This window comes from Pseudomonas sp. 3A(2025) (assembly GCF_054589175.1).
The window spans coordinates 172,666-196,818 of sequence record NZ_BAAILM010000113.1 but is presented as its reverse complement, the minus strand read 5'-3'; the positions used below and the strand labels follow the sequence as shown (position 1 = coordinate 196,818).

Sequence of the window (24,153 nt, the reverse complement as noted above, 5' to 3'; positions counted from 1 at the left end):
GGCAAAACCCAGCCGGAGGTCGCCCATGAGCAGCGCTCAGCTCGCCAAACCCAGCCGCAAACAACGCGTGCGTACCCTGTGGATCTCCGATGTGCACTTGGGCACCCGCGATTGTCAGGCCGAGCATTTGTCGACCTTTCTCAAGGGTTATCAGGCCGACAGGATCTATCTGGTGGGCGATATCATCGACGGCTGGAAAATGCGCGGCGGCATGTACTGGCCACAGACGCACACCAACGTGATCCGCCGCCTGCTGACCATGAGCAAACGCGGCACCGAGGTGATCTATATCACCGGCAACCACGACGAATTCCTGCGCCGTTACTCGAAGCTGATTCTGGGCAATATCAAGTTGCTTGACGAAGCCGTGCACGTCACCGCCGATGGCCGGCGCCTGCTGGTGATCCATGGCGATCAGTTCGATGTGATCACCCGCTACCACCGCTGGCTGGCGTTTCTCGGCGACTCGGCCTATGAATTCACCCTGACCCTCAACCGCTGGCTCAACCACTGGCGCGCCCGCTATGGCTACGGTTACTGGTCGCTGTCGGCGTACCTCAAGCACAAGGTCAAGGGCGCAGTGAACTTCATCAGCGACTTTGAAAACGCCATCGCCCATGAATGCGTCAAGCGCGGACTCGATGGCGTGGTGTGCGGGCATATTCACCACGCCGAAATTCGTCAGGTGGGCGAGGTGGAGTACCTTAACTGCGGCGATTGGGTCGAATCGTGCACGGCGCTGATCGAGCATCTGGACGGCAGCATCGAGCTGTACCGCCTGGCGGATGCGCAGATGTTGCAGAAGCAGCAAGCTGAAGAGGTGGTGGCCGTTTAAAACGCCACCCGTCCCAGCAACATGTCGCGGAACATCACAAAGTCGCCCATCAGGCTGTACAGCGGATGCTGAAAGGTCGCGGGGCGGTTGTGTTCGAACAGATAGTGCCCGGCCCAGGCAAAGCCGTAACCGGCCACTGGCACCAGCCATAACAGCTCCCAGCGACCGCTGCCAATCCCGAACGCCAGCAAGAAAATCACCAGGCTGGTGCCGACAAAGTGCAGGCGCCTGCAGGTGCTGTTGCGGTGTTCTTCAAGGTAATACGGATAAAACTCGGCGAAGTTTGCGAAATGCCTGACGTGTTCCATGGTGTACGTCCTCATGTCGGTCTGTGGCCAGTCTAGTCCCGTATAAGCCCCTTCGTCATCAGTGCCGCCAGAACGCCGGTACGCACAGCACCAGGATAGTGATGATTTCCAGTCGGCCGAGCAGCATGCCGGCTGACAGAATCCATTTGGCGGCATCCGGCAGGCTGGCGAAGTTGCCCGCAGGACCTATCACTTCGCCCAGCCCCGGACCGACGCCCGACACGGTGCTGGCGGCGCCGGTCAGGGCGGTCATCCAGTCCAGGCCCAGCAGCGACAGCAGCAGGGCGATGACGCAGATGGTGATGGTGAAAAAGAACGAGAAGGTCAGGATCGAGCGCACGATCTCATCGTCCAGGCGGTGGCCGTTGTATTTCTGCTTGATCACTGCACGCGGGTGGATCAGTTGATTGAGGTTGGCCTTGAGCAGGATATAGGCCACCTGGAAGCGGAAAATCTTCACGCCGCCGGCAGTCGAGCCGGAGCAGCCGCCGATAAAGCCCAGGTAGAAGAACAGCATCAACGAGAAGTTGCCCCACAGGCTGTAGTCGCCCAGCGCAAAACCGGTGGTGGTGACCACCGAGGTGACGTTCAGCGCCACATGGCGCAGCGCATCGAGCCACGGCAGGTCGGTGGTCAGGCCGTACCACAAGGTCATCACCAGCCAGGTGACCAGTAGCAGACCGAGCATGCCCTGTACCTGTTCGTCGCGAATCAGCGCCTTGCGATTGCCGCGCAAGGTGGCGACGTAGAGGGTGAAGGGCAGGCTGCCGAGGATCATCACCACAATCGCCACCCAGTGCACCGCCGGTTGTGGCCATTTGGCCAGCGACAGGTCGGAGGTCGAGAAACCGCCGGTGGAAATCGCCGACATCGCGTGGTTGATGGCATCGAACAGGCTCATGCCGGCCCACCAGAAGCCCAGGCTGCCGAGTACGGTAAAGCCGACGTAAGCGAGGATGATGTACTTGGCCACCATGTGTGAGCGCGGCATGACCTTTTCCGAGCGGTCGGACGATTCGGTCTGGAACAGGCGCATGCCACCGATGCGCAGCAGCGGCAGAATCGCCACCGCCATGCCGATAAAGCCGATACCGCCCAGCCAGTGCAGCATCGAGCGCCAGATCAGAATGCCTGGCGACATGTCGTCCAGGTGGTTGAGTACCGTAGAGCCGGTGGCCGTGATGCCCGACATGCTTTCGAAGAACGAGTCGGTATAGCTGATGTGCTGGGTCAGCAGAAACGGCAGCGCGGCAAAGATGCACACCACGATCCAGCTGGTCACGGTCAGCATATACATGTCGCGCGGGCGCAGGTGCACATGCTCGGGGCGGCCCGGCAATACCAGCGCAAGCCCTGCGATAAAGGTGATGGCGCTGGCCCACAAAAACGAACGCAGGTCTTCGAAGCGGTCGTAGATCACCAGTGTGGCCATGGGCACGACCATCGAGATCGCCAGGGTGATCAGGAAGATGCCGATGATAAAACCGATAATGCGAAAGGTCGGCAACGCCATGAACTGCTCGGACTGGAGGGGAAGTGGGGCGCCATTCTACCTGCGCGGTTTTGCATGTAAACCTGTGGGTAAAGCGTAGCGTGCTGGCCTAGAATGCCCGACTACTTTTCAAGGAGATTGGCCCATGCAGGCTCTCGACGTTTTACTCAATCGTGTTTCGGTCCCGCGTCTGGTCGAGCCGGCCCCGGATGCCGCCCAGCGGGAAATTCTGTTCGGCGCGGCCTTGCGCGCGCCAGACCATGGCTTGCTCAAGCCTTATCGTTTTCTGACGGTTGAAGGTTCATCGCGTGAGCGCCTGGGCGAACTGCTGGCTCAGGCCTTGCTGGAAAAAGACAGCAACCCGCCGGCCCAGCAACTGGACAAGGCCCGTCAGGGGCCGCTGCGTGCGCCGCTGGTCGTGGTGGTGATTGCCCGTTTGCAGGATCATTTCAAGGTGCCGCGCAGCGAGCAGCGTCTGACCGCCGGTTGTGCGGCGCACGGCGTATTGTTGGCAGCCTACGCGTTGGGGCTGGGCGGGGTATGGCGCACCGGCGAGTTGTCGTATGCGCCCGGTGTGGCTCAAGGCCTTGGCTTGAGCGAAGGTGAAGAAGTGCTGGGCTTTCTGTATCTGGGCACCCCGCTGAACCCGCCACGGGTGGCGGGCAAAGAGGAAACTGGCGGGTTTGTCAGCGCCTGGTAAGACCGTTAATGCGCTGGATTGACCGGCACCAGCGGTAACTCGACTACAGCCAGAAAACCGCCCTGCGGGTGGTTGCTCAAGGTCAGGCTGCCGCCGTGGCGTTCGGCGGCGCGGCGGGCAATGGCCAGGCCCAGGCCATGGCCGGCGCTGCTCTGGCCGGGCGCGCGGTAGAACGGTTCGCCCAGTTGCGTCAGGTATTCGGGCGCCGTGCCGGGGCCATGATCACGCACGCTGATTCGAATGCGCTCATCAAGCTTTACGGCGTGCAGCTCTACAGGCTGATCGGGCGGGCTGAAGCGCCGGGCATTGCGCAGCAGGTTATCGATGGCGCGTTCGATCATGTCTGGCCAGCCTTCGACACTCAGCGGGCCCTGGATCTGTAAGGTAATACCCGGTTCCTGGCCGTCGAGCAGCGCATCGTTGCGCAGCCGTTGCAGCAGATTGTCCAGGTCCACCGGTTCCGCCTTGGCCATGTCAGCATCCAGCCGCGCCAGCGCGAGAATCTCACTGATCAGCGCTTCGAGCCGGTCGCATTCGCGGTCCAGGCGTGGCCAGAGTTTTTCCCGTTCTTCAGGTGTGGCGCGGCCGGCCAGCGCCAGGGCGATGCGCAGGCGTGCCAATGGTGAACGCAGTTCGTGCGACACGTCGCGCAGCAACTGGCGCTGGCTGCCGATCAGGCTTTGCAGGCGTGCACCCATGCGGTTGAAGTCGGTTGCCAGTACGCCAAATTCGTCGCGGCGGTTGGCCAGTTGCGCCAGGCTGTGCTGCTGATAGCTGGCCTGACCGAGGTCATGTACCGCACTGCGCAGGCGATTCAGCGGGCGGGTGATCGACAAGGTGACGAACAGGCTGAACAGGGTCAGCACCACCAGCGCAATGCCCAGCGCGCTGAGCGGCCACATCAGGCTCTGGCGATGCCATTCTTCGACTTCCGGGTGCGGGATGCGGTAGATCAGCAGGTAAGTTTCGCCGCTGGTCTCGCTGGTGTATTCAGTGGTCAGGCGCCGCCATGGCAAGGGCCGCGAGTCATCGCCCTGGCGGGCTTCATAGGCGGCAGCCCGAGGTGGAAAGGTGCCAGGCACCACCGGTTCGCCGCTGCTGTTGAGCACCTGCACATCGATGCGGTTCTTGCGTTTGACGTTCTGCAGAAAGTCCTGGGCGGCGTCCGCGCCCTGTTCTTCAAAGCGGCTGGCCCATTTTTGCGGCAGCTCGTTAAGCACCGGATGACGGCTGAGAATCCAGGCATCCTGGTTCAACATGTGCCCGAGCAGGACCGACAGGCCCGCCACCAGGGCGATGGCCAGCCAGAAACTGGCCAGGATTCGCCAGAACAATGAACGCACGTTTTGACCTCTCTGCAACGGGAAAACCCGACATGCACGCATGTCGGGTCGGGGGAGGAAGTGTAACGATTACTGAGCCTTTTTGGCCTTTTCCGCTTTCCAGGCCTGGAACTCGGCCCACTCGGCGCGGCGTTCTTCGCGCTTTTTCTTCTCGGCGTCGAACTCTTTCTGCTGCTCGGGCTTGAGCAGGGCGCGCACGGCGCTGTCGGTCTTGTCGCGGTTGGCTTGCAGCTCGTCCTTCATGGCTTTCTGGTCGGCGGCGGGCAGCTTGTCCAGGAAGCGCTTGTTGATTTCCTTGCGCTCATGGGCTTGTTCACCCATCAGCTTGCCGATCTGCTGGCGTTGCTCGCGGCTCAGGTCCAGATCTGCGAACGGGCCGCCACGGTGTTTGCCAGGGCCTTGCTCTTGATGGAAGCGTGGGCCGCCGTGCTCAGGACCGTCAGCCGGTGCAGGAGGTGCGGCCATGGCCAGGGCGGGCAGGGCAGCTGCGAACATCAAAGCAGTCAGGGTCTTGCGCATGGTGTATCTCCTTGTCTCTGGTGCGGCTTGTTTGCCGTTGGAGCCCAGTTTAGGGAGATCAAGGTCAAGCGCAGTCAATGCAGCGTAAAGCTTCTGTAAAGGCCCGTAGGAGCGACCGGGCGGCGATCGGTCGGGCGGCGATCCGCGTGCGGCGAACCGTCGAGCGTCCGTAGGACCGACTTTAGTCGGGAATGGCGGTGCTACGGTTCCCGACTAAAGTCGGTCCTACAGGCTGTAATAGTAGCCGCGGCTGCGCAGCGCCACGATGCGGGGGCGGCCGTCGGGGTGGGGGCCGATCTTTTTGCGCAGGTTGCTGACGTGCATGTCCAGGCTGCGGTCGTACAGCGTCAGCTTGCGGCCCAGGGCCAGTTGCGCCAGTTCCTGTTTGTCCAGCGGCTCGCCGGGCTGGCGCAGCAACGCTTCGAGCAGGCGGCTTTCGGAGACGGTCAGGGTCATTTCCTGTTCGTCGATGATCACCACGCCGCGCACCGAACTGAAAGTCAGGTCGCCCAGTTCCAGCTGGCTGGTCGCGGTGACGGGATGACTGCGGCGCAATACCGCCCGCAGGCGGGCAGTCAGCTCACGTGGGTCGCAGGGTTTGGCCAGGTAATCGTCGGCGCCCAGTTCCAGACCCAGAATGCGGTCCAGCGGTTCGCCGCGCGCCGAGAGCATCACCACTGGCAGGTCGGGATGTTCGTTGCGTAACTGCTTGAGCAACTCGAGACCGCTGCCGTCGGGCAGCATCACGTCCAGTACCACGGCGTCGGGCGCCGACTCGGCCAGGGCCTTGCGGGCGCTCTGGCCGTCGTGGCAGGCGCGAATCTGAAAACCTTCCTGAGACAACCAACTGCCCAGCAGCTCACACAGCTCCTGGTCATCATCAATCAATAACAGCTCACTCATGACTTACTCGATCAGTCCAGGAAGGTTACAGATGCACTGCCGTACGGTCAGGGCAGAACCTGACGGAACGGCTTGACCAGCACATTGGCATAGACACCGGCTTCTACGAATGGGTCGGCCTTGGCCCAGGTTTCTGCAGCGCTCAGCGAGTCGAACTCGGCGACGATCAGGCTGCCGCTGAAACCGGCAGGGCCCGGATCGTTGCTGTCGATGGCCGGGTGAGGGCCGGCCAGCACCAGACGACCGGCGTCTTTAAGGGCGTTGAGGCGCTCAAGGTGAGCAGGGCGCACGCTCAGGCGTTTTTCCAGGGAGTCTGCGGTGTCGGTGGCAATGATGGCGTAGAGCATGTCAGTCCTTGGTCTTGGTGGTCGATTGTGGGGTGTCGCTCAGGTAGCGGGCCAGGTACAGGCCTTGCAGAACCATGAAGATCAGGGTCATGGCCAGGCTGCCGAACACCTTGAAGTCGACCCAGAATTGCTCATAGGTAAAGGCGACGTACAGGTTGGCAGCACCGCTGAACAGGAAAAAGATGACCCATGAAATGTTCAGGCGTGTCCACACCGCTTGCGGCAGGGTCAGGGCGTGGCCCATGGCCCGCTGTACCAGTGGCTTGTCGCCGATAAAGTGGCTGCCGGCAAAGGCCAGGGCGAACAGCCAGTTGACCGCCGGGGCTTTCCACTTGAGGATGGCTTCGCTGTCGAACGCCAGTGTCAGGCTGCCGAACACAATGCACGCGATCAGGGTCAGCCACTGGCTCTTTTCCAGCTTGCGCTGCTTGACGTAGAGAATGCCGTAGACCACGACGGAACTGGCGATCAGCACTTTGGTCGCACTGAATATCCCCCCCAGCATGAAGCTGTGGCCCAGGATATCGACGGCGTGAGGTTCGATCTTGTAAACGATGAAGAACAGAATCAGCGGGATGAAATCGATGAGTTGTTTCACAATGGCAGCCAGACGCGGGATGTGGCGGCATAATAACAAACATCAAAGACCGCGAAACCTAACTAATGAATGTTGACCTGCATTGCCACAGCACCGCTTCCGACGGGGCCCTCGCGCCCTCGGCGGTGGTGGCCCGCGCCTATGAAAACGGCGTGCGCGTCCTGGCCCTGACCGACCATGACACCACCGAAGGCCTGCCCGAAGCCCGTGCAGCTGCCGAAGGATTGGGCATGCAACTGATCAACGGCGTCGAACTGTCCTGCGTCTGGAATGGCTCGACCATCCATGTGCTGGGCTATGGTTTTGCTATGGATGCCCCGGCGCTGACTGCCGCTATTGTCAGCCTGCACCATGGGCGCTGGCTGCGTGCCGAAGAAATCAGCCGCAAGCTGGCGCTCAAGGGCATGCCCGGCGCGCTGGAAGGCGCACGCGCCGTGCAACAGGCGCTGGGCGACAGCGGCAATGCGCCGGCCCGGCCACACTTTGCCGATTTTCTGGTCAATGCAGGCTTCGTCAAGGACCGTGGCGAAGCCTTTCGCAAGTGGCTGGGGGCCGGCAAGCTGGGTGATGTCAAGCAGCACTGGCCGACGCTTGAAGAGACGGTCGGTACCTTGCGCGATTCCGGTGCGTGGATCAGTCTGGCACACCCTATGCATTATGATTTCACCCGCAGCAAGCGGCGTCGGCTGGTGATCGACTTCATCAAGGCCGGTGGCCACGCCATCGAGGCGGTCAATGGCATGCAGCCGGCCGAGCAGGTCGGCAGCTTGTCTATCCTGGCCCGAGAGTTTGGCCTGCTGGTCAGTGCCGGCAGTGATTTTCATGGCCCCGGCCATTGGTCGGAGATCGGCATTTATCGGCCGCTGCCCGAGGATTTGCCGCCGTTGTGGAGCAAATTCAAACATGAACCCGTTATTACCGCCGTTTGAACAGGATGTAACCGTGAGCCAATTTTTCCAGGTCCACCCGGAGAACCCGCAACCACGCCTGATCAAGCAGGCCGTGGAAATCATCAAAGCCGGCGGGCTGGTGGTGTACCCAACCGATTCTTCCTACGCGCTGGGCTGTCAGATCGGCGACAAGGGTGCCATCGAGCGTATCCGCCGCCTGCGCAAGCTGGACGACAAACACAACTTCACCCTGATGTGTTGCGACCTGTCGCAACTGGGGCTGTTCGCCAAGGTCGACACCGGCGCCTTTCGTGCCCTCAAGGCGCATACGCCCGGCCCTTACACCTTTATTCTGAACGCCACGCGCGAAGTGCCGCGCCTGCTGCTGCACGCCAAGCGCCGCACCATCGGCCTGCGTGTGCCGGGTCATCCGATTGCCCAGGCGCTGCTGGCACAACTGGGCGAGCCGCTGATGAGCGTCAGCCTGATCATGCCCGGCGACACGCTGCCGCTGAGCGACCCCGAAGACATGCGCGAGCTTCTTGAACACCACGTCGACCTGATCATCGACGGCGGTATTGGCGGCGTCGATGCCTCGACGGTGATCAGCCTGGCCGAGGGCGATCCGCAGATCATCCGCGTCGGTTGTGGCGACCCGACGCCGTTTGGCGAAACCGCTTGATGACGGCTGTCGAAAGCGCAGAGATCGAAAGCCCTGAAGATGCCCAGCAACAGGCGCGGGTCTACGGCCAGCCGTTCGGCCAGTTGCCGCAGGACCTGTACATTCCGCCGGATGCCCTTGAAGTGTTTCTTGAAGCCTTCGAGGGACCGCTGGACCTGCTGCTGTACCTGATTCGCAAGCAGAACATCGACATCCTCGACATCCCGGTGGCGGAAATCACCCGGCAGTACATGGGGTATGTCGAACTGATGAAAAACGTGCGCCTGGAGCTGGCCGCCGAGTACCTGGTGATGGCCGCCATGCTCGCCGAGATCAAGTCGCGCATGCTGCTGCCGCGCTCGCAAGAAATAGAAGCCGAGGAAGACGACCCGCGCGCCGAGCTGATTCGGCGTCTGCAGGAATACGAGCGTTTCAAGAGTGCCGCCGAGGGTATCGACCAGTTGCGCCGCGTCGGTCGCGACACCTATGTGCCGCGCCTCGAAGCCCCCGAAGCGCGGGCGCGCAAGCTGCTGCCGGATGTCAGTATCGAAGAACTGCTGATGTCGATGGCCGAAGTCATGCGCCGCGCCGACATGTTTGAAAGCCATCAGGTCAGCCGCGAAACGCTGTCGACCCGCGAACGCATGAGCGATGTGCTCGAACGCCTCAAGGGCGGCAGTTTTGTGCCGTTTGCCGAGCTGTATACGCCTGAGGAAGGCCGTTTGGGCGTGGTGGTGACGTTCATGGCGATTCTGGAACTGGTCAAGGAATCGCTGATCGAGCTGGTGCAGAACGAACCTTTCGCTGTCATTCACGTGCGTGCCCGAGCTCAATAACTCATGAACCTCAATGAACCCCGCGATCTGGCGCCGTTGCTGGAAGCTTTTCTGCTGGCCTCCGGCAAGCCGCAACCGCTGGAGCGCCTGTACGAGCTGTTCGAAGAAGGCGAGCGGCCCGGACCCTCGGTCTTCAAGAAGGCCTTGCAGTTACTCGGTAAGTCCTGCGAGGGCCGCGCCTTTGAGCTCAAGGAAGTGGCTTCAGGCTACCGCTTGCAGATTCGCGAACGTTACGCGCCGTGGGTCGGCCGGCTGTGGGAAGAACGCCCGCAGCGCTATTCGCGAGCGATGCTGGAAACCCTGGCGCTGATTGCCTACCGCCAGCCGATAACGCGCGGTGAGATCGAAGACGTGCGCGGGGTGGCGGTCAACACCCAGATCGTCAAGACCCTGCTGGAGCGCGAGTGGATTCGCGTGGTCGGTTACCGCGATGTGCCGGGCCGACCGGCGATGTTTGCCACCACCAAGGGCTTTCTCGATCACTTCAACCTCAAGGGGCTGGACGATTTGCCGTCTCTGGCCGAGATTCGTGAAATCGAACCCGAACCGTTGTTCGACCCCGAGGACGCCCCGGTACCGGCGCACCTTCAAGCGTTGGCCGACGCCAGCCTTGGCGAAGATGGCGAGCCTGAAGAACCGCGCGAAGAAACCAGCTTCCGCACCTTGCTGGTCGAGCTCGACAGCATGGAGGAGGGCTTGAAGATCGACTTCGACGATTTGCTGCCAGCGGAACCGGCGGGCGATGAGGGTGACGAAGACAAGGACGACGATCCGCGTCTATTCCATGAGCCTTCGGCATGAGTTCAAGCAAAAGCCCCTGTACCGGCCTGTGCAAGTTCAGCGATGACATTTGCATCGGCTGTGGCCGCAGCAAAAAGGAAATCAAGGCCTGGAAGAAACTCGACAAGGACGAGCGGCTTGAGGTGTTACAGGCCTGTAAGCAGCGCCTGGCCGGGCTCAAGTCATCCGGCCGGCGGAAAAAGAAATGAGCGGTGATGCATAACCCCGCACAAGCGCGTATGATTCGCGCCCCTCTGGCCATCCCTAATGGCCATGATTCTTGAATTGCGCTCAGGCACGGCACACACTGCTTGCCGGGCAACAGGTCTTTCCGGTCCTCGGTGAGCCCTGATTCGACACACCGGGAGGTGCCCAGATGAGTGAAATAGAAGTTAAAGACGACCAGGCCGATAAACCTGCAGGCGAAAAACTGCAAAAGGTTCTGGCGCGCATTGGCGTCGGTTCGCGTCGCGATGTCGAGGCCTGGATCGGTCAGGGTCGCATCAAGGTCAATGGCGTGGTGGCTACTCTCGGCCAGCGCGTTGACTCGTTCGATGCCATCAGCGTCGACGGCCAGGTGGTCAAGCGCGAAGAATCGCGTGAAAACGTGCGCCGGGTCATCATGTACAACAAGCCCGACGGCGAAATCTGCACCCGTGACGACCCCGAAGGCCGTCCGACCGTGTTCGATCGCCTGCCGCGTCCGAAAGAGGGCCGCTGGGTCAACATCGGCCGTCTGGACATCAACACCACTGGCCTGCTGATGTTCACCACCGACGGTGAGCTGGCCAACCGCCTGATGCACCCGTCCTACGAAATGGACCGCGAATACGCGGTGCGTGTACGCGGCGAAGTCGACGACGACATGCTGCTGCGCTTGAAGAACGGCGTGATCCTCGAAGACGGTCCGGCGCGTTTCACCGACATCAAGAAAGCGCCCGGTGGCGAAGGCTTCAACCACTGGTATCACTGCGTGGTGATGGAAGGTCGCAACCGCGAAGTGCGTCGCCTGTGGGAATCGCAAGGCCTGGTGGTCAGCCGCCTCAAGCGCGTACGTTACGGACCGGTGTTCCTCAACTCCGACCTGCCGATGGGCCGCTGGCGCGAAATGAGCCAGCAGGAAGTCGACATCCTGGCGGCCGAAGTGGGCCTGACGCCAGTGGCCATGCCGGTGCTCAATGCCAAGAGCCGTGAAAAGCTCGAGCGTTTGCAGCGCCAGTCGTCGCGCCCGTTGGGCAAGGGCGAGCGCGTTCGTACCGTGCGTCCGGCGCTGGACAGCGGCGAGCGTGCCGAACGTGCACCGCGCCAGCCGGCGGGCGAAGAGCGTGGTCGTCCGGCCGCGCCACGCAGCGGTAGCGACAAACCGCGTATTGGCGACAAGCCAGCCCGCGCCCCGCGTCCTGCCGAGCGTGAGCGCACCAGCACCGTGGCCGAGCGCCCGAGCGAAATGCGCAAGGACGTGCGTCCACGTCCAGGCAAGGTTGATGGCAAGCCAGGCGGTAAGCCGAGCGGCAAACCTGTCACCAAGCGCGCCCCAGGCCGCAAGCCGCAGTAAATACTGCCCGAACAAACGCCGGTTTCGACCGGCGTTTGTTTATCCGGCATTTGTCTGAAAAACCACGGGCCACCCGCCACGGGGTTTCGTTTTCTGTCGCGTCACGAGCGTGGCAGGTTTCATTGCATCGAACAGGTAGCTTTTCCATGAGTGCAACCGACGCGCAGCCAGGCGAGCTGAAACGCGGGCTGAAGAACCGTCATATCCAGTTGATCGCCCTGGGCGGCGCCATTGGTACCGGGTTATTTCTCGGTTCTGCCGGCGTACTGAAATCGGCCGGCCCGTCGATGATTCTCGGCTACGCGCTGTGCGGTTTCATCGCCTTTCTGATCATGCGCCAGCTCGGCGAGATGATCGTCGAAGAACCGGTGGCCGGTTCGTTCAGCCACTTCGCGCACCGCTATTGGGGCGGATTCGCCGGCTTTTTGTCGGGCTGGAACTGTTGGCTGTTGTATATCCTGGTGGGCATGTCAGAGCTGACTGCCGTCGGTAAATACGTGCATTACTGGTGGCCCGAGATTCCGACCTGGATCACGGCGGCGGCGTTCTTCGTGTTGATCAATGCGATCAACCTGACCAACGTCAAAGTCTTCGGCGAAACCGAGTTCTGGTTTGCGATTATCAAGGTGGTGGCAATCATCGGCATGATCGCGCTGGGCAGCTATCTGCTGGTCAGCGGTAACGGCGGCCCGCAGGCATCGGTGACTAACCTCTGGGAACATGGCGGCTTCTTTCCCAATGGCGTCGGCGGGCTGGTGATGGCGCTGGCCTTTATCATGTTCTCGTTCGGCGGCCTGGAAATGCTCGGCTTCACCGCTGCCGAGGCCGAACAGCCGAAAACCGTGATCCCCAAGGCGATCAACCAGGTTATCTACCGCATCCTGATTTTCTACATCGGCGCGCTGGTGGTGCTGCTGTCGCTGACGCCGTGGGACAGCCTGTTGGCTACCCTGAATGCCTCGGGCGATGCCTACAGCGGCAGCCCGTTCGTGCAGGTGTTTTCGATGCTCGGCAGCGACACGGCCGCGCATATTCTCAATTTCGTGGTGCTGACCGCCGCGCTGTCGGTGTACAACAGTGGCACTTACTGTAACAGCCGCATGCTGGTCGGCATGGCCGAGCAGGGCGATGCGCCGCAAAGTCTTGCGCACATCGACCGCCGTGGCGTGCCGGTGCGGGCGATTCTGGTTTCGGCGGTGGTCACGCTGGTGGCGGTGCTGCTCAACTATTTCATGCCCGGCAAGGCACTGGAGCTGTTGATGTCGCTGGTGGTCGCCACGCTGGTGATCAACTGGGCGATGATCAGCTACTCGCACCTCAAGTTTCGCCAGCATATGCAGCGCAGCGGGCAGGTGCCGGCTTTCAAGGCGTTGTGGTACCCGTTTGGTAACTACCTGTGCCTGGCGTTCGTGGGGCTGATTCTGGTGATCATGCTGATGATTCCGGGCATTCGCATCTCGGTGTTCGCCATTCCGTTCTGGCTGCTGGTGATGGCGTTATTCTACTGGCTCAAGACCCGGCGCAAGGCCTGATCATGCTGATCATCTCCAATAACGTTCACCTGGCCGATGGCGAAATCGAATGGAGCGCGATTCGCGCCCAGGGTGCAGGCGGGCAGAACGTCAACAAGGTGTCGAGCGCCATGCACTTGCGCTTCGACATCAATGCCTCATCGTTGCCGCCGTTCTACAAGGAACGGCTGCTGACGTTGAGCGACAGCCGTATCACCAGCGACGGGGTGATCGTGATCAAGGCACAGCAATACCGCACCCAGGAACAGAACCGCGCCGATGCCTTGCTGCGCCTGACCGAGTTGATCGTCAACGCCACCAGGGTCGAGAAAAAGCGCCGCCCGACCAAGCCGACCCTTGGCTCGAAAAAGCGCCGGCTGGAATCCAAGACCAGGCGCGGCTCGATCAAGGCCGGGCGCGGCAAGATTGACTATTGAGCGCGTAGCGCCTTGCTGCGTGAGTACAGCCACGCACTGAGTGCCAGGCCGCACAGTGACGCGGCGGCGGCAAACAGGAAGATCGACACAAAGCCGAAGCCTGCCGCCACCGCGCCCGCCAATGGGCCAGTGATGCCCAGCGACAGGTCGATAAACAGCGAATAGGCGCCGACTGCCGCGCCACGGCTTGAAGCGGGCACCAGATTCACCGCCTCGACACCCAGCGCCGGGAAGACCAGCGAGAAACCAAAGCCGGTCAGGGCGGCGCCGACCAGTGCCAGCTCCGGCGTTTGCGCCAGCCACAGCAGTAACAGGCCGAGGGTTTCGACGCTCAGGCAGACGATCGCCACGCGAAAACCGCCCAGCCGGTTGATCAGGTTGCCAAACAATAACCGGGCAATGATGAAACAGCCGCCGAACAGGCTCAGGCACAGCGCTGCATCGGGCCATTTATTGCTGGCGTAGTACAGGGTGATGAAGGTGGCGATGGTGCCAAAGCCGATCGAGCCCAGCGCCAGGCCCATGCCATGCGGAAATACCCGGCCCAGCACGTGGATGAACGGCAGGCGCTCGCCGACGACGATGGGCACCGGTGATCGTTTCCAGGCCAGCAACTGGCCGATGATGCCCAGCAAAATGATGCTGATGCCCATGCTGGCCAGGCCAAAGGTCTTGACCAGCCAGACCCCCAGTGGTGCGCCGATGGCCAGGGCGCCATAGCTGGCGATGCCGTTCCAGGAAATCACTTTGGCGGTGTGTTGCGCGCCGACGCGGCCGATGCCCCAGCCAATCGAACCTGAACCGACCAGGCTTTCAGCGCTGCCGAGCAGCACGCGACCCACCAGCAGGCTGGCGAGGCTGACCAGTGGCCAGTCCTCAAGACCCACCGCCAGCAGCATGAACACCCCGCTCAAGCCGCAGCCGAGCAAGCCGTACTGCACCGATTTTTTACAGCCCAGGTTATCGATGATCTTGCTGGCCCATGGGCGGCTGAGCAGGGTCGCCAGGTATTGCACGCTGATCACCAGCCCCGCCGTCACCGCGCCGAAACCCAGGTCGGTGTGAACGTAACCGGGCAGTACGGCCAGCGGGATACCGATGTTCAGGTAGCCGATAAAGGTAAACAGCACCACCGAGACGACTTGCCGGGTGACTTGCATCTGGGTAGGGGTGGAGCTTTTTTCGAATGTGGTCATTAGAGAGCGCCGAAACCTTAGCAAGCTTACGATCGGCGTTCATGATAGCGGGTGCGGGGGCGTACAGGAATGGCGGTCAGCTATTGGCGGCCGTCAACAAGCGGGTGGTCATCAGTGCCGCCAGGGCATTTTCCTGGGTGCCGAAGCGCGCCAGCAGGGCATTCTGCTTTTCCGGGCTCAGGCGCATCCACAGGTCGATCATTTTTTCGGCGGTGTCGATCAGTACATCGGCCTGTTCAGGCTTGAAATCGTTCATGGGGAGGGCCTCTTCAAGGGGCTCGAAGCATGACAGGCGTATGGAAAACAGGTGGGCCCGTTTTCGATACGCCTGCTGATTGCCTTTTCGCGGGTTCAGTCTTCGCTCAAGGCCTGTTGGCCGTCTTCAGCCGGGGTTGTTGCTTTGATATCAGCCGCATGCCCGAGCTCTTGGCGAGCCAGAACGGACTGCGAGGGTTCCTGGGGGCTTGTGAAGGGGAAGTTGGGTATTTCATGCATCGTCATCACTCCTCTCAAGGGTTTGCAGATTGAACCTTGCTTGAATAAAGCGGCGTCAGGATAGCGCAGTGAAGATGACAATCAGACTTTTAATTTGCCCTTGATGAAACAAAAGCCATTTTTAGTGGTCGTCGTACAAGTGCGGTCTAGAGCGCTATTTTCGCCCCAGGGCTTGTTGTGCAAGGGCTTCGGTACGGGCCGCGAGGATGAAATCGTTGGCATGCAGGCCTTTGATTGCGTGCGTCCACCAGGTGACGGTGACCTGCCCCCATTCGGTGAGCAAGGCCGGGTGATGGTCTTCAAGTTCGGCCAGCGCGCCGACGGTGTTGGTAAAGGCCAGGGCACTGGCAAAATTCTTGAACGTGTAGTTTTTTTCCAACTGCCTGACCCCGTCGCGGGTTTCCAGGCGCCACAACGGCAGTTGCGCCAGCAACACCGGCAGGTCCTCGTCAGTGACAGGAAGGGCGTCGGCGTTGCAAGGCTGGCAGGTTTTCTGGTGCAAGGCAGTCATGGCGGCAGTCCTGAATCATAAGGAAGGCCCTCTAGCATAGCCGCACCTGAACGATCAGCTATTGCCGCAGCCGTTGGCCATGACCTGATAGCTCATGACATGGCGGTGCCCTTGCGAGTCTTCATAGGTCATCCGCGCCGGCACGACCTTGCACACATTCGGCGTCGGGCTGATAGAAATCACCCGGGCGATATCGGGGTGCGAGTCGTAGGTATAGGTTTCGACGGTCTGAGCGGCGGCTGGGGCGGTCTGGCTGGCTGTTCTGGTCGACGATTCTTCAGCCAGCGCCAGGGTGCTGAAGCCGCAAAGTGCCAGAATCCAGAGGGAGCGTTTCATGTGGTAAGCCTTTTTTCAGTGCGAGAGAGACCGCATCGACCCGGATCGGATCGATGTTTTCAGCCTGTCTGCGTGGGGTGTCTGTAGCGTATTGCCGGTTGGCGAGGCACATTCTAGGAGCCTGCCGGCGCGGGATATAGGCGTCAGTCTGATAAGCGGTTTTGGCAAAACTGCAACAATGGTGCGCTCTGCACGGTAAGACCATCGTCGAATGGCCCCACAACCTGTGGCGGGATAAAACACAGGCATACAACAACAACTATTTCACCGAGGTAACCAAGATGAGTGCAGCTTCCCTGTACCCCGTGCGCCCAGAAGTCGCGGCCAATACGTTGACCGACGAGGCAACCTACAAGGCCATGTACCAGCAGTCGGTGGTCAACCCCGATGGGTTCTGGCGTGAACAGGCCAAGCGCCTCGACTGGATCAAGCCTTTCACTCATGTCAAACAGACCTCTTTCGACGATCACCGGGTCGACATCAAGTGGTTTGCCGACGGCACCCTCAACGTGGCCTACAACTGCCTGGACCGTCACCTGGAAGAACGCGGCGACAGCATCGCAATCATCTGGGAAGGCGATGACCCGTCGGAACACCGCGAAATCACCTACCGTGAGCTGCACGCCGAAGTGTGCAAGTTCGCCAACGCCCTGCGCGGCCAGGATGTGCACCGTGGCGACGTAGTCACCATCTACATGCCGATGATTCCCGAGGCCGTGGTCGCCATGCTGGCCTGTGCGCGGATCGGCGCAATTCACTCGGTGGTGTTCGGCGGCTTCTCGCCCGAAGCGCTGGCCGGGCGCATCATCGACTGCAGTTCCAAGGTAGTGATCACCGCCGACGAAGGCCTGCGTGGCGGCAAGAAGACCCCGCTCAAGGCCAACGTCGACCGCGCCCTGACCAACCCGGAAACCAGCAGCGTGCAAAAGGTCATCGTCTGCAAGCGCACCGGCGGCGAGATCGAGTGGAACCGTCACCGCGACATCTGGTACCACGCGCTGCTGGAAGTGGCCTCCAGCACCTGCGCGCCAAAAGAGATGGGCGCCGAAGAATCGCTGTTCATCCTTTATACCTCCGGTTCCACCGGCAAGCCCAAGGGCGTGCTGCACACCACCGCAGGCTACTTGCTGTACGCGGCACTGACCCACGAGCGGGTGTTCGACTACAAGCCCGGCGAAGTCTACTGGTGCACCGCCGACGTGGGCTGGGTGACTGGCCACAGCTACATCGTCTACGGCCCGCTGGCCAACGGCGCGACCACGTTGCTGTTCGAAGGCGTGCCGAACTACCCTGACATCACCCGCGTGTCGAAAATCGTCGACAAGCACAAGGTCAATATCCTCTACACCGCACCGACCGCGATCCGCGCCATGATGGCCGAAGGCACCAAATCGGTCGAAGGCGCCGACGGTTCCAGCCTGCGCCTGCTGGGCTCGGTGGGTGAGCCGATCAACCCCGAAGCGTGGGGCTGGTACTACGACACCGTGGGCAAGCAGAACTGCCCGATCGTCGACACCTGGTGGCAGACCGAAACCGGCGGCATCCTCATCAGCCCGCTGCCGGGCGCCACCGCGCTCAAGCCAGGCTCGGCGACCCGTCCGTTCTTTGGTGTGATTCCGGCGCTGGTCGACAACCTCGGCAACCTGATCGAGGGCGCGGCCGAGGGCAACCTGGTGATTCTCGATTCGTGGCCAGGCCAGTCGCGCACCTTGTACGGCGACCATGACCGCTTTGTCGACACCTACTTCAAGACCTTCCGTGGCATGTACTTCACCGGCGACGGCGCACGCCGCGATGAAGACGGCTACTACTGGATCACCGGCCGCGTGGACGACGTGCTTAACGTCTCCGGGCACCGCATGGGCACCGCCGAGATCGAAAGCGCCATGGTTGCGCACCCCAAAGTCGCAGAAGCCGCCGTGGTCGGTGTGCCGCATGACCTCAAGGGCCAGGGCATCTATGTGTACGTGACGCTCAACTCCGGCGAGGTGCCGGACGAAGCGCTGCGCATCGAATTGCGCAACTGGGTGCGCAAAGAGATCGGCCCGATTGCATCCCCTGATGTGATCCAGTGGGCGCCGGGCCTGCCCAAGACCCGCTCGGGCAAGATCATGCGCCGCATCCTGCGCAAGATCGCCACCGGCGAATACGATGCGCTGGGCGATATCTCGACACTGGCCGATCCCGGTGTAGTGCAGCACCTGATCGATACGCACAAGACCATGAAAGTGGCCTGAGCATTTAATCCGTGAACGCGCCCCGTCAGGCAACGCCTGGCGGGGCGTTTTTCATCGGGGCGATGAACGAACCGCGTTCAGGCTTGCCGTATCAAAAGGCATTGCCAATAATGGGCGCGCTTTTTGCTTTGCCGGGTGTGGGAAAACTTACCCTTTGCTCAAGCCGAATCGGTCTTGTCAACAGCCACTCTCCGATCTGTAGCGGCTTGTATAACTAGTTGTCGCATTGACGAAATATCGGCCTGTCACCTGCCGCTAGAATGCCCGCCCATCCGCGATGCCCGGTTTTCATGTTCCAGCCTTTGGCATTGCACACCCGCTGCCTCTTCGTGCATTGAGTTCTATGCTCAATCTGCCACCTGAATGTTTTACGACGGAGTCTCAGGAATGAAAAAGCTCATGCTTATGGGCGCACTGGCCTTGTCCGTGCTCACCCAGCCGGTTTTTGCCGATGAAAAACCACTGAAGATCGGCATCGAAGCCGCTTACCCTCCGTTCGCCTCCAAGACTGCCGACGGCAGCATCGTCGGTTTCGACTACGACATCGGCAACGCCCTGTGCGAAGAGCTCAAGGTCAAGTGCACCTGGGTCGAGCAGGAATTCGACGGCCTGATCCCGGCGCTTAAAGTACGCAAGATCGACGCGATTCTGTCGTCCATGTCGATCACCGACGACCGCAAGAAGTCCGTGGACTTCACCGGCAAGTACTACAATTCCCCGGCACGTCTGGTGATGAAAGAGGGCGTTGCCGTCAGCGACAGCCTGGCTGAGCTCAAAGACAAGCGCATCGGTGTGCAGCGCGGTTCGATCCACGAGCGTTTCGCCCGTGAAGTCCTGGCGCCGCTGGGTGCTGTGGTGACGCCGTATGGCTCGCAGAACGAAATCTACCTCGACGTCGGCGCGGGTCGCCTCGACGGCACCGTGGCCGATGCCACGTTGCTGCAGGATGGTTTCCTGAAAACCGACGCGGGCAAAGGCTATGCGTTTGTCGGTCCGTCTTTCACTGACCCGAAATACTTCGGCGAAGGCATCGGCATTGCCGTGCGCAAGGGTGACAAGGAAAACCTGGAGCGCCTGAACGCGGCCATCGCCGCGATTCGCGCCAATGGCAAGTACAAGGCCATTCAGGACAAATATTTCGACTTCGATATCTACGGCAAGTAAAACCTCGCCATTGCATTGACTGTCGAAAATGGCGCAAGCCGGGCCATCCTGCTTGCGCCATTTTTTATCCATACGTTTGAGGGCCGTACACCATGTTGAAAGGCTACGGGGCCGTGATCCTCGAAGGCACCTGGCTGACCTTGCAGTTGGCCCTGTCGTCGATGGCCCTGGCAATCGTTCTGGGGCTGATCGGTGTGGCGATACGCCTGTCGCCGGTACGCTGGATGGCCTGGCTGGGCGATCTGTACAGCACGGTGGTGCGCGGGATTCCCGATCTGGTGCTGATTTTGCTGATCTTTTACGGCGGTCAGGACCTGATCAACCGCGTGGCGCCCATGCTCGGTCATGACGACTACATCGACCTCAATCCGCTACTGGCGGGCATCTGCACCCTCGGGTTCATCTTCGGCGCCTATCTGTCAGAGACCTTTCGCGGCGCGTTTCTGGGCATTCCCAAAGGCCAGGCCGAAGCCGGCGCTGCCTATGGCATGAGCGGCGTGCAGGTGTTCTGGCGTATTCAGGTGCCGCAAATGGTGCGTCTGGCGATTCCCGGCTTTACCAATAACTGGCTGGTGCTGGTCAAGGCCACTGCATTGATTTCGGTGGTCGGCCTGCAGGACATGATGTTCAAGGCCAAGCAGGCGGCTGACGCGACCCGCGAGCCATTTACCTTCTTTCTTACCGTGGCGGCGCTGTATCTGCTGATCACCAGCGTTTCGCTGCTGGTGCTGCGTTATCTGGAGAAGCGCTACAGCGTGGGCGTAAGGGCGGCTGATCTATGATGTTCGACTACAACGTGATCTGGGACAGCTTGCCGCTGTACCTGAGCGGCCTGCTGGTGACCCTGAAACTGCTGGGGATTTCGCTGTTTTTCGGCCTGCTGGTGGCGCTGCCGCTGGGCATCATGCGTGTCTCGAAAAACCGCTGGGTCAACGGTACGGCCTGGCTGTACACCTACGTGATTCGCGGCACGCCGATGCTGGTGCAGTTGTTCCTGATTTACTATGGGCTGGCCCAGTTCGAGGCGGTGCGCAACAGTTACCTGTGGCCGTGGCTATCGAGCGCGACCTTCTGCGCCTGTATGGCGTTTGCGATCAATACCAGTGCCTACAGCGCCGAGATCATTGCCGGCAGCCTCAAGGCCACGCCGGCCGGTGAAATCGAAGCGGCGCGTTCCATGGGCATGTCGCAGGTGACGCTCTACCGGCGCATTCTGCTGCCCTCGGCACTGCGCCGGGCCTTGCCGCAATACAGCAACGAAGTGCTGATGATGCTGCAAGCCACCAGTCTGGCGTCGATCGTGACCCTGATCGACCTGACCGGCGCGGCGCGCACGGTCAATGCCCAGTATTACCTGCCTTTCGAGGCGTACATCACCGCAGGCGTTTTCTATCTGTGCCTGACATTCATTCTCGTGCGGCTGTTCCGCCTGGCTGAGCGCCGCTGGCTCGGTTACCTGGCCCCAAGGAAGGTTTGACATGCAACGTATCGATCACCTATTGCCGTGGAGCAGCCTCGGCACCCAGCGTCAGTTGAGCGTGTTCCGTTTCGGTTCCGGCGAGCGCAAGGCCTACATCCAGGCCAGCCTGCACGCCGATGAACTTCCCGGCATGCGCACCGCCTGGGAGCTGAAAAAGCGCCTGGTCGAGCTTGAAGCGCAAGGCGCGCTCAAGGGCACTATCGAGCTGGTGCCGGTGGCCAACCCGCTGGGGTTGGGGCAACTGATTCAGGGGGCTCATCAAGGGCGCTTCGAGTTCGGCAGCGGCAAGAACTTCAACCGTGACTTTGCCGAACTCAGCGAGCCGGTGGCCGCGCAGCTCGAAGGCCGGCTGGGCGACGATCCGCACGCCAATGTGCTGATGATCCGCCAGGCCATGCGTGACGCGCTGGCCGGGTTGCCGACGGCACAAAGCGAGCTTGAAGGCTTGCAGCGCCTGTTGCTCAGCCACGCCTGCGATGCCGATGTGGTGCTCGACCTGCACTGCGATGCCGAGGCTGCGTTGCACATGTACACCTTGCCGCAACAATGGCCGCAATGGCGCTCGCTGGCCGCGCACCTGCAGATGAGCGTGGCGCTGCTGGCCGAAGACTCCGGCGGCAGCTCGTTCGATGAAGCCTGCTCGCTGCCCTGGCTGCGCCTGTCGCGGATTTTTCCTGAAGCCCGGATTCCGCTGGGGTGCCTGGCAACTACGCTGGAGCTGGGTGGCCAGGCCGATACCGGCGATGGCCAGGCCCGCGCGCATGCCGACGGCATTCTGGCGTTTCTGGCCGAGCAAGGCCTGATCGAGGGCAACGGCTCGCGACCGGCCACCGAGGCGTGTGAAGGCATGCCGTTCGAAGGCACCGAGCTGATCTACGCGCCGCACCCCGGTGTGGTGACTTTTTTACGTGCGCCGGGTGCCTGGGTCGAGGTCGGCGAGCCGTTGTTCGAGGTCATCGACCCGCTGTCCGATCAGGCCAGCACCGTGTGTTCGTCCACCGCTGGCGTGTTGTTCGCCGTCGAGCGGCTTCGTTACGCTCAACCCGGTTTCTGGCTGGCCAAGGTGGCGGGGCGCACCGCGCTTCGCCACGGGCGCCTGCTCAGTGACTGACCGTTTTTTGAGAGCCTTTAGATGAACAAACTGCAAGTCCAGGATCTGCACAAGCGCTACGGCACCCACGAGGTGCTCAAGGGCGTGTCTCTGACCGCCCAGGCCGGCGATGTCATCAGCATCATCGGCTCCAGCGGCTCGGGCAAGAGTACCTTCCTGCGTTGCATCAACCTGCTTGAACAGCCGCACGCCGGCAAGATTTTGCTCAATGGCGAAGAGCTGCGTCTGGTGCCGGGCAAGGACGGCAGCCTGCGTGCCGCCGAACCCAGGCAGTTGCAGCGCATGCGCTCGCGGCTGGCCATGGTGTTTCAGCACTTCAATTTGTGGGCGCACATGACAGCGTTGGAAAACGTCATCGAGGCACCGGTTCAGGTGCTTGGCGTGCCGCGCCGCGAAGCGCTGGAAAAGGCTGAGCATTACCTGGCCCGCGTCGGCGTTTCGCACCGCAAGGATGCTTACCCTGGGCATATGTCCGGTGGCGAGCAGCAGCGCGTGGCGATTGCCCGGGCGCTGGCGATGGAGCCTGAGGTGATGCTGTTCGACGAGCCGACCTCGGCGCTGGACCCCGAACTGGTCGGCGATGTTCTCAAGGTCATGCAGAGCCTGGCCCAGGAAGGCCGGACCATGGTGGTGGTGACCCACGAAATGGGCTTTGCCCGCGAGGTCTCCAATCAACTGGTGTTCCTGCATCAGGGCCTGGTGCAAGAGCAGGGCGACCCGCGTGAAGTGCTGAGCAACCCGCAGTCCGAACGGCTGCGGCAGTTTCTGTCGGGAAGCCTGAAGTAACTTGCACCGTATTGGTGCTTTTGGATGTAGAACAAGGCATGCTGCGTCGGCCCCCAAAGGGCGACAGAGCCCTATGAGCGGCAATAAGTACTGGATGTCCCAATGACTGCCCACCGAATAGGTTTTCTCGTTTGGCCCGGCACCAAGGCCCTGACCCTGGCGCTGGCCGAAGAAGCCTTGAGCGTTGCCCAGCACGTCCATCCCGATGTGCTGTACGAACAAGTGATTCTGCACGCCGAAACCCCGTCGGCAGCCGCCGGGTCGAGCTGGCGCCTGCCGGGCGAGCTGTGGAGCGCCGCCCGCCTGGAAGGGCTGCAAAAACTGTTCGTGATCGCCGATGAGCCGCCGGCGGCCATCGCGCCGGCGCTGGGCAGTGCCCTCAAACAGCTGGTGCGCAGCGGCTGCCTGATCGGCGGGTTGTCGGCCGGCGTCTATCCGCTGGCCATGCTCGGCTTGCTCGATGGCTACCGTGCGGCGGTGCACTGGCGCTGGCAGGACGATTTCAGCGAGCGCTTTCCCAAGGTCATTGCCACCAGCCACCTGTTCGACTGGGATCGCGACCGGCTGACCGCCTGTGGCGGCCTGTCGGTGCTCGACCTGCTGCTGGCGGTGCTGTCGCGCGATCACGGCGCAGAGCTGGCCGGCGCCGTCTCTGAAGAACTGGTGGTCGAACGGATTCGCGAAGGCGGCGAGCGCCAGCGTATTCCGCTGCAGAATCGTCTGGGCTCCAGCCACCCGAAGCTGACCCAGGCGGTGCTGCTGATGGAGGCCAATATCGAAGAACCGTTGACCACCGACGAAATCGCCCAGCATGTCTGTGTGTCGCGTCGGCAACTGGAGCGCATCTTCAAGCAGTACCTCAACCGGGTGCCCAGCCAGTATTACCTGGAGCTGCGCCTGAACAAGGCCCGGCAGATGCTGATGCAGACCAGCAAATCGATCATCCAGATCGGCCTGTCGTGCGGCTTTTCGTCGGGCCCGCACTTCTCCAGCGCCTACCGCAATTTCTTCGGCGCCACCCCGCGTGAAGACCGCAACCAGCGCCGCAGCAACAGCCCTTTCGAGTTATCGTCGGTGCCAGCCGAGCGCGGTTGAGGTATAAAACCGCGCCCAACCGCTGTA

The 24,153-nt window shown here is 61.5% G+C and carries 28 protein-coding genes; 17 read left to right on the top strand and 11 right to left on the bottom strand.

Annotated elements, in window-relative coordinates:
* Window positions 1–25 precede the first annotated feature (25 nt).
* Window positions 26–835: a UDP-2,3-diacylglucosamine diphosphatase gene (locus ACYP2A_RS27515; RefSeq protein ID WP_459749080.1), complete on the top strand. Its 810-nt coding sequence runs from the start codon at window positions 26–28 to the stop codon at window positions 833–835.
* Here ACYP2A_RS27515 and ACYP2A_RS27510 read toward each other — a convergent pair.
* Both ACYP2A_RS27510 and ACYP2A_RS27505 read right to left on the bottom strand, forming a co-directional pair.
* Complete coding sequence (locus ACYP2A_RS27510) at window positions 832–1,143, bottom strand: Mpo1-like protein (RefSeq protein WP_459749079.1); 312 nt, start codon at window positions 1,141–1,143, stop codon at window positions 832–834. The two genes, ACYP2A_RS27515 and ACYP2A_RS27510, sit on opposite strands and share 4 nt — an antisense overlap.
* Before the next feature lie 58 nt (window positions 1,144–1,201).
* On the bottom strand, window positions 1,202–2,656 hold the full coding sequence (locus tag ACYP2A_RS27505) for a TrkH family potassium uptake protein (protein ID WP_459749078.1): 1,455 nt from the start codon (window positions 2,654–2,656) through the stop codon (window positions 1,202–1,204).
* 124 nt (window positions 2,657–2,780) lie between these two features.
* Here ACYP2A_RS27505 and ACYP2A_RS27500 point away from each other — a divergent pair, with 124 nt between their 5' ends.
* Window positions 2,781–3,335 carry a nitroreductase family protein gene (locus tag ACYP2A_RS27500; protein ID WP_459749077.1) on the top strand — a complete coding sequence of 185 codons (555 nt, stop codon included), beginning with the start codon at window positions 2,781–2,783 and terminating at the stop codon, window positions 3,333–3,335.
* Window positions 3,336–3,340: 5 nt separating this feature from the next.
* On the opposite strand, the gene ACYP2A_RS27495 is transcribed toward ACYP2A_RS27500, so the two are convergent.
* From ACYP2A_RS27495 to ACYP2A_RS27475, 5 genes are all read right to left on the bottom strand, one after another.
* On the bottom strand, window positions 3,341–4,678 hold the full coding sequence (locus tag ACYP2A_RS27495) for a sensor histidine kinase (RefSeq protein WP_459749076.1): 1,338 nt from the start codon (window positions 4,676–4,678) through the stop codon (window positions 3,341–3,343).
* A gap of 69 nt (window positions 4,679–4,747) precedes the next feature.
* Window positions 4,748–5,197 (bottom strand): hypothetical protein, encoded by a 450-nt coding sequence (locus ACYP2A_RS27490; protein ID WP_459749075.1) that lies wholly within the window; start codon window positions 5,195–5,197, stop codon window positions 4,748–4,750.
* 225 nt (window positions 5,198–5,422) lie between these two features.
* Entirely contained in the window at window positions 5,423–6,100 is a 678-nt protein-coding gene (locus ACYP2A_RS27485) for a response regulator transcription factor (RefSeq protein ID WP_459749074.1), read from the bottom strand.
* A gap of 47 nt (window positions 6,101–6,147) precedes the next feature.
* Window positions 6,148–6,447 (bottom strand): YciI family protein, encoded by a 300-nt coding sequence (locus ACYP2A_RS27480; protein WP_459749073.1) that lies wholly within the window; start codon window positions 6,445–6,447, stop codon window positions 6,148–6,150.
* Window position 6,448: 1 nt separating this feature from the next.
* A complete protein-coding gene (locus ACYP2A_RS27475; protein ID WP_459749072.1) occupies window positions 6,449–7,045 on the bottom strand; it encodes a septation protein A in 597 nt (198 codons plus the stop codon).
* Window positions 7,046–7,110: 65 nt separating this feature from the next.
* Here ACYP2A_RS27475 and ACYP2A_RS27470 point away from each other — a divergent pair, with 65 nt between their 5' ends.
* From ACYP2A_RS27470 to arfB, 8 genes are all read left to right on the top strand, one after another.
* The gene (locus tag ACYP2A_RS27470) at window positions 7,111–7,974 is read left to right on the top strand and encodes a PHP domain-containing protein (RefSeq protein ID WP_459749071.1); all 864 of its coding nucleotides are present in this window, start codon (window positions 7,111–7,113) and stop codon (window positions 7,972–7,974) included.
* A 13-nt stretch (window positions 7,975–7,987) separates the two neighbouring features.
* On the top strand, window positions 7,988–8,617 hold the full coding sequence (locus ACYP2A_RS27465) for an L-threonylcarbamoyladenylate synthase (RefSeq protein WP_459749070.1): 630 nt from the start codon (window positions 7,988–7,990) through the stop codon (window positions 8,615–8,617).
* The gene (locus tag ACYP2A_RS27460) at window positions 8,617–9,432 is read left to right on the top strand and encodes a segregation and condensation protein A (RefSeq protein ID WP_459749069.1); all 816 of its coding nucleotides are present in this window, start codon (window positions 8,617–8,619) and stop codon (window positions 9,430–9,432) included. The genes ACYP2A_RS27465 and ACYP2A_RS27460 overlap by 1 nt, the downstream gene beginning before the upstream one ends.
* Before the next feature lie 3 nt (window positions 9,433–9,435).
* A complete protein-coding gene (gene scpB, locus ACYP2A_RS27455; RefSeq protein WP_459749068.1) occupies window positions 9,436–10,233 on the top strand; it encodes an SMC-Scp complex subunit ScpB in 798 nt (265 codons plus the stop codon).
* Window positions 10,230–10,421: a DUF1289 domain-containing protein gene (locus ACYP2A_RS27450; protein ID WP_459749067.1), complete on the top strand. Its 192-nt coding sequence runs from the start codon at window positions 10,230–10,232 to the stop codon at window positions 10,419–10,421. Before scpB ends, ACYP2A_RS27450 begins: the two co-directional genes overlap by 4 nt.
* Window positions 10,422–10,588: 167 nt before the next feature.
* Complete coding sequence (gene rluB, locus ACYP2A_RS27445) at window positions 10,589–11,767, top strand: 23S rRNA pseudouridine(2605) synthase RluB (RefSeq protein ID WP_459749066.1); 1,179 nt, start codon at window positions 10,589–10,591, stop codon at window positions 11,765–11,767.
* A gap of 146 nt (window positions 11,768–11,913) precedes the next feature.
* Window positions 11,914–13,299: an amino acid permease gene (locus tag ACYP2A_RS27440; RefSeq protein ID WP_459749065.1), complete on the top strand. Its 1,386-nt coding sequence runs from the start codon at window positions 11,914–11,916 to the stop codon at window positions 13,297–13,299.
* Window positions 13,300–13,301: 2 nt separating this feature from the next.
* On the top strand, window positions 13,302–13,715 hold the full coding sequence (gene arfB, locus ACYP2A_RS27435) for an alternative ribosome rescue aminoacyl-tRNA hydrolase ArfB (protein ID WP_459749064.1): 414 nt from the start codon (window positions 13,302–13,304) through the stop codon (window positions 13,713–13,715).
* Here the strand turns inward: arfB and ACYP2A_RS27430 are convergent.
* The 4 genes from ACYP2A_RS27430 to ACYP2A_RS27415 form a co-directional block, all read right to left on the bottom strand.
* Complete coding sequence (locus ACYP2A_RS27430; protein WP_459749063.1) at window positions 13,709–14,911, bottom strand: MFS transporter; 1,203 nt, start codon at window positions 14,909–14,911, stop codon at window positions 13,709–13,711. The two genes, arfB and ACYP2A_RS27430, sit on opposite strands and share 7 nt — an antisense overlap.
* 76 nt (window positions 14,912–14,987) lie before the next feature.
* Window positions 14,988–15,167: a hypothetical protein gene (locus ACYP2A_RS27425; RefSeq protein ID WP_459749062.1), complete on the bottom strand. Its 180-nt coding sequence runs from the start codon at window positions 15,165–15,167 to the stop codon at window positions 14,988–14,990.
* Window positions 15,168–15,560: 393 nt separating this feature from the next.
* Entirely contained in the window at window positions 15,561–15,917 is a 357-nt protein-coding gene (locus ACYP2A_RS27420) for a 4a-hydroxytetrahydrobiopterin dehydratase (RefSeq protein ID WP_459749061.1), read from the bottom strand.
* 54 nt (window positions 15,918–15,971) lie between these two features.
* Entirely contained in the window at window positions 15,972–16,253 is a 282-nt protein-coding gene (locus ACYP2A_RS27415; RefSeq protein ID WP_459749060.1) for a DUF2790 domain-containing protein, read from the bottom strand.
* A 281-nt stretch (window positions 16,254–16,534) separates the two neighbouring features.
* On the opposite strand from ACYP2A_RS27415, the gene acs reads away from it, so the two are divergent.
* From acs to argR, 7 genes are all read left to right on the top strand, one after another.
* Window positions 16,535–18,490 (top strand): acetate--CoA ligase, encoded by a 1,956-nt coding sequence (gene acs, locus ACYP2A_RS27410; RefSeq protein ID WP_056838516.1) that lies wholly within the window; start codon window positions 16,535–16,537, stop codon window positions 18,488–18,490.
* A gap of 387 nt (window positions 18,491–18,877) precedes the next feature.
* Window positions 18,878–19,654 (top strand): ABC transporter substrate-binding protein, encoded by a 777-nt coding sequence (locus ACYP2A_RS27405; RefSeq protein ID WP_459749059.1) that lies wholly within the window; start codon window positions 18,878–18,880, stop codon window positions 19,652–19,654.
* 92 nt (window positions 19,655–19,746) lie between these two features.
* Window positions 19,747–20,436: an ABC transporter permease gene (locus ACYP2A_RS27400; RefSeq protein WP_459749058.1), complete on the top strand. Its 690-nt coding sequence runs from the start codon at window positions 19,747–19,749 to the stop codon at window positions 20,434–20,436.
* Window positions 20,433–21,131 (top strand): ABC transporter permease, encoded by a 699-nt coding sequence (locus ACYP2A_RS27395; RefSeq protein WP_459749057.1) that lies wholly within the window; start codon window positions 20,433–20,435, stop codon window positions 21,129–21,131. The genes ACYP2A_RS27400 and ACYP2A_RS27395 overlap by 4 nt, the downstream gene beginning before the upstream one ends.
* Before the next feature lies 1 nt (window position 21,132).
* Window positions 21,133–22,245: a succinylglutamate desuccinylase/aspartoacylase family protein gene (locus ACYP2A_RS27390; RefSeq protein WP_459749056.1), complete on the top strand. Its 1,113-nt coding sequence runs from the start codon at window positions 21,133–21,135 to the stop codon at window positions 22,243–22,245.
* A gap of 21 nt (window positions 22,246–22,266) precedes the next feature.
* Complete coding sequence (locus ACYP2A_RS27385) at window positions 22,267–23,031, top strand: ABC transporter ATP-binding protein (protein ID WP_459749055.1); 765 nt, start codon at window positions 22,267–22,269, stop codon at window positions 23,029–23,031.
* A 102-nt stretch (window positions 23,032–23,133) separates the two neighbouring features.
* Window positions 23,134–24,126, top strand: coding sequence for a transcriptional regulator ArgR (argR, locus tag ACYP2A_RS27380; protein ID WP_459749054.1), 993 nt, complete (start codon window positions 23,134–23,136; stop codon window positions 24,124–24,126).
* The last annotated feature ends 27 nt before the right edge of the window (window positions 24,127–24,153 follow it).

Excerpts from the sequence above, each read along its gene's own strand:
- ACYP2A_RS27515 (WP_459749080.1), top strand. The coding sequence starts at position 26 with ATGAGCAGCGCTCAGCTCGCCAAACCCAGCCGCAAACAACGCGTGCGT.
- ACYP2A_RS27510 (WP_459749079.1), bottom strand. The coding sequence starts at position 1,143 with ATGGAACACGTCAGGCATTTCGCAAACTTCGCCGAGTTTTATCCGTAT.
- ACYP2A_RS27505 (WP_459749078.1), bottom strand. The coding sequence starts at position 2,656 with ATGGCGTTGCCGACCTTTCGCATTATCGGTTTTATCATCGGCATCTTC.
- ACYP2A_RS27500 (WP_459749077.1), top strand. The coding sequence starts at position 2,781 with ATGCAGGCTCTCGACGTTTTACTCAATCGTGTTTCGGTCCCGCGTCTG.
- ACYP2A_RS27490 (WP_459749075.1), bottom strand. The coding sequence starts at position 5,197 with ATGCGCAAGACCCTGACTGCTTTGATGTTCGCAGCTGCCCTGCCCGCC.
- ACYP2A_RS27485 (WP_459749074.1), bottom strand. The coding sequence starts at position 6,100 with ATGAGTGAGCTGTTATTGATTGATGATGACCAGGAGCTGTGTGAGCTG.
- ACYP2A_RS27480 (WP_459749073.1), bottom strand. The coding sequence starts at position 6,447 with ATGCTCTACGCCATCATTGCCACCGACACCGCAGACTCCCTGGAAAAA.
- ACYP2A_RS27470 (WP_459749071.1), top strand. The coding sequence starts at position 7,111 with ATGAATGTTGACCTGCATTGCCACAGCACCGCTTCCGACGGGGCCCTC.
- ACYP2A_RS27460 (WP_459749069.1), top strand. The coding sequence starts at position 8,617 with ATGACGGCTGTCGAAAGCGCAGAGATCGAAAGCCCTGAAGATGCCCAG.
- scpB (WP_459749068.1), top strand. The coding sequence starts at position 9,436 with ATGAACCTCAATGAACCCCGCGATCTGGCGCCGTTGCTGGAAGCTTTT.
- ACYP2A_RS27450 (WP_459749067.1), top strand. The coding sequence starts at position 10,230 with ATGAGTTCAAGCAAAAGCCCCTGTACCGGCCTGTGCAAGTTCAGCGAT.
- rluB (WP_459749066.1), top strand. The coding sequence starts at position 10,589 with ATGAGTGAAATAGAAGTTAAAGACGACCAGGCCGATAAACCTGCAGGC.
- ACYP2A_RS27440 (WP_459749065.1), top strand. The coding sequence starts at position 11,914 with ATGAGTGCAACCGACGCGCAGCCAGGCGAGCTGAAACGCGGGCTGAAG.
- arfB (WP_459749064.1), top strand. The coding sequence starts at position 13,302 with ATGCTGATCATCTCCAATAACGTTCACCTGGCCGATGGCGAAATCGAA.
- ACYP2A_RS27430 (WP_459749063.1), bottom strand. The coding sequence starts at position 14,911 with ATGACCACATTCGAAAAAAGCTCCACCCCTACCCAGATGCAAGTCACC.
- ACYP2A_RS27425 (WP_459749062.1), bottom strand. The coding sequence starts at position 15,167 with ATGAACGATTTCAAGCCTGAACAGGCCGATGTACTGATCGACACCGCC.
- ACYP2A_RS27420 (WP_459749061.1), bottom strand. The coding sequence starts at position 15,917 with ATGACTGCCTTGCACCAGAAAACCTGCCAGCCTTGCAACGCCGACGCC.
- ACYP2A_RS27415 (WP_459749060.1), bottom strand. The coding sequence starts at position 16,253 with ATGAAACGCTCCCTCTGGATTCTGGCACTTTGCGGCTTCAGCACCCTG.
- acs (WP_056838516.1), top strand. The coding sequence starts at position 16,535 with ATGAGTGCAGCTTCCCTGTACCCCGTGCGCCCAGAAGTCGCGGCCAAT.
- ACYP2A_RS27405 (WP_459749059.1), top strand. The coding sequence starts at position 18,878 with ATGAAAAAGCTCATGCTTATGGGCGCACTGGCCTTGTCCGTGCTCACC.
- ACYP2A_RS27400 (WP_459749058.1), top strand. The coding sequence starts at position 19,747 with ATGTTGAAAGGCTACGGGGCCGTGATCCTCGAAGGCACCTGGCTGACC.
- ACYP2A_RS27395 (WP_459749057.1), top strand. The coding sequence starts at position 20,433 with ATGATGTTCGACTACAACGTGATCTGGGACAGCTTGCCGCTGTACCTG.
- ACYP2A_RS27390 (WP_459749056.1), top strand. The coding sequence starts at position 21,133 with ATGCAACGTATCGATCACCTATTGCCGTGGAGCAGCCTCGGCACCCAG.
- ACYP2A_RS27385 (WP_459749055.1), top strand. The coding sequence starts at position 22,267 with ATGAACAAACTGCAAGTCCAGGATCTGCACAAGCGCTACGGCACCCAC.
- argR (WP_459749054.1), top strand. The coding sequence starts at position 23,134 with ATGACTGCCCACCGAATAGGTTTTCTCGTTTGGCCCGGCACCAAGGCC.